Genomic DNA, 1,373 nt, shown 5'->3' on the forward strand with positions numbered 1-1,373 from the left:
CAGCTACTGAAATAGCTTTAGAAAATTTAGAAAACATACTACTACGCTTGGCGTCTTGTTTTCCTTTACGTTGTTGAATATTGTGCCATTTTGAATGTCCTGACATATATAATAAATTTAATTCTTATTAATTTTATCACATATTAGCCAAAAATCAAGAACCCCACCAAATTGGCAGGGTTCTTTTGATATTTTTATTTCTTAAAACCAGTACCAGCTGGAATTAAGCGACCAATAATTACATTTTCTTTCAAGCCTTCAAGGTAATCAACCTTACCTGTTAATGCAGTGTTGATCAGCACCTTAGCGGTTTCTTGGAAAGAAGCAGATGATAAGAAGCTTTGAGTAGAAAGTGCTACGCGCGATACGCCAAATAGCAATTCTTTTGCAGTAGACAGTTTGTTGTTATTCTTTTTTGCTGTTTGATTAGCAAACATGAATTGAGCTTTTTCTACCACTTCACCTGGCAACAATTCAGTATCACCAGCTTCTTCTACTTGCACACGACTAAACATCTGACAAATCAATAACTCTACATGTTTATCGTTTACTTTCTGACCTTGAGAAGAATAAATATTTTGTACTTCTTGTAAGATATAGCGTTGAACTGCTGGGCGACCACTAAGTTCAAACAATTCTTGTAGATTAATACTACCATCAGTCATGCGTTGACCTTTTTCTACTTGGTCACCATCTTTTACATATAATTTATAACCTAATGGTACAATGTATTCACGTACTTTAGCGCCTACATAGGTTAATACTAGATTATTTTTACTCAAACCAACTTTTGTTTGGTATTTAGCAATTACTTCTTCACCAGAAGCACCGCTCACTAAAATAACTTGGCCTGGAGCGACTTCGTCACCATCTTTTACCATTATTTCGTCGCCTTTATCAAACTTAATTTTGGTCTCTTCCATACCTTCAAAATGAACTCTGATAATCTTTTGTCCACGACGGCCTTCAAAAATCTTTTTACCAGTAGGTGAAGTTACAATTTTACCGTCAGCATCTTCAATTTCTACCTTACCATCTACTTCAGACAACACTGCTTTACGTTTTGGAGGACGACACTCAAATAACTCTTCAATACGAGGTAAGCCTTGAGTAATATCTACACCAGCAACACCACCAGAGTGGAAAGTACGTAAAGTAAGCTGAGTACCAGGCTCGCCCAAAGATTGAGCGGCAATAATACCAACTGCTGTACCAAATTCTACTGGTTTATTATGAGCTAAATCATAACCATAGCATTTGCGACAGAATCCTTTTGGTAATTTACATTGTAAAACACTATGTACATGTATCTGATCTACCCCTGCTTCATCAATCGTACGAGCAGTTTTATCATCAATCACATCACCAGCTTT

At 36.3% G+C, this 1,373-nt stretch carries 2 protein-coding genes; both read right to left on the reverse strand.

Translation table 11 applies throughout. The features are described 5' to 3' along the window. A partial coding sequence (locus COX77_04060) for a YebC/PmpR family DNA-binding transcriptional regulator (GenBank protein ID PIZ98598.1) occupies positions 1 to 106 on the reverse strand: 106 nt, incomplete at its 3' end. A gap of 88 nt (positions 107 to 194) precedes the next feature. Next, positions 195 to 1,373, reverse strand: a 1,179-nt coding sequence (locus COX77_04065) for a DNA-directed RNA polymerase subunit beta' (GenBank protein ID PIZ98599.1), incomplete at its 5' end; no start/stop codon positions are given.

Source organism: Candidatus Komeilibacteria bacterium CG_4_10_14_0_2_um_filter_37_10, assembly GCA_002793075.1.
GTDB lineage: Bacteria > Patescibacteriota > Patescibacteriia > UBA1558 > UBA1558 > UM-FILTER-37-10.